The 1,636-nt window shown below is 66.1% G+C and carries 1 protein-coding gene; it reads left to right on the top strand.

The window, feature by feature from the left end:
• Positions 1-4: 4 nt before the first annotated feature.
• On the top strand, positions 5-1,636 hold a 1,632-nt coding region (locus ABQF13_RS25250; protein ID WP_448395544.1), incomplete at its 3' end, for an HNH endonuclease signature motif containing protein.

Raw genomic sequence — 1,636 nt, 5'->3', positions numbered from 1 at the left:
TCGAATGTATGTTCGAAGTATGTCGGGGAGCAGGTTGCAGGTGGCGATAGCCGGACTGCGCGACGCCTACGAAGAGGTGGCGGCGTGCGATCTAAACCTGTTGACCCGCACTGATCTGGTGGCCGCTCTTGATGAGATGGAAACGTTGTCGTGTCAGCTGCCGACGGTCAGCCACCGCTTGCTCGCGCGTCTGCAACGCGAGACGACCGCGGGCGAGATGGGCGCGTGCTCGTGGAAAGAAGTGCTTCGGGTTCGCTACCGAATCTCGACCAGCGAAGCGAACCGGCGGTTGACAGAAGCCGAGCTGTTGGCGCCGCGCCAGGCGGTGACGGGCCCGTGGCTGGCGCCGGCGTTACCGGCCACCGCCGCCGCTCAAGCCCACGGGCTGATCAACCCCGAACATGTCGAGGTGATCAGAAAATCGGTGGCCAAGTTACCGGGATGGGTGGATGCGGCCACCCGCGATCAATTCGAGGTCGACCTGGTCCGCACGGCCGCCACGGTCGGGCCCAAAGAACTCACCGACACCGCCGAGCTCACGCTGTTTCTGCTGGATCAAGACGGGCCGGTACCCACCGACATCGAACGGGCCCGCAAGCGTGGGGTCAGAAAGTCCCGACAAGGCGCCGACGGGATGGTGGAGCTGCGCGCGATGTTGACCCCGGAGGCGTGGGCGGTGTGGGAGGCGATCTTCGCCAAATACGCCGCACCTGGCATGTGCAACCCCGACGATCCCCAACCGTGCACATCAGGCACACCGACCCAAGCCCAGATCGACAACGACCACCGCACCTTGGCCCAGCGCCAGCACGATGCGCTGGTCGCCGTCGGACGCATCGCGTTGATGAGTGGCGAACTCGGCCAGCTCAACGGGCTGCCGGTGTCGATCATCATCCGAACTACCCTGCAGGACTTGGAATCTCGCGCCGGGGTCGGCACCACCGGCGGCGGCACCGTCATGCCGATCGCCGATGTGATCCGGCTGGCCGGTCACGCCAACCACTACCTGGCGGTATTCGACAAAGCGACCGGATCAGCGATGGACCTGTTCCGCGCCAGGCGCACCGCCTCGCCCCCACAGCGGATCATGCTGATTGCCCGCGACGGCGGATGCACCAAACCGTGCTGCACCATCGGCGCCTACGGCTCCCAAGCTCACCACGTGGTGGCCGATTGGAGCGACGGCGGCAACACCAACGTCGACGAACTCGGGCTGGCCTGCGCACCGCACAACCGCAGCGTCAACGACAACGGCGGCTGGACCACCCGCATGAACGACCGCGGCGAAGTCGAATGGCTCCCACCCGACGGCCTCGACACCGGCCAAGCCCGGCTCAACTACTACCACCGACCCGAACGCCTGCTGCGACCCGACGACCAACCCCAGGACCGGCCCGCCAACCTCAAACCCAACCCCGCGGTTCGGGTCGACGACGCCGTAGAGGGCGCCCGAGAACTGGATGCCCAACCCACTGACCGCACCGAAAACCTCGGCCCAAACACCGGAGCGCCGACCAACGACACCGAAACCGGCGGCGCGAAATCAGATACAGCAGCGCCGCTCGACAATGCCCAAGCCAGTGGCACGAAACCACAAGACACGGCACCGGCCGATGACACCGACACCGGCGACGCC

Source organism: Mycolicibacterium sp. XJ879, assembly GCF_053483935.1.
This window is presented reverse-complemented; position numbering and strand designations above follow the sequence as displayed.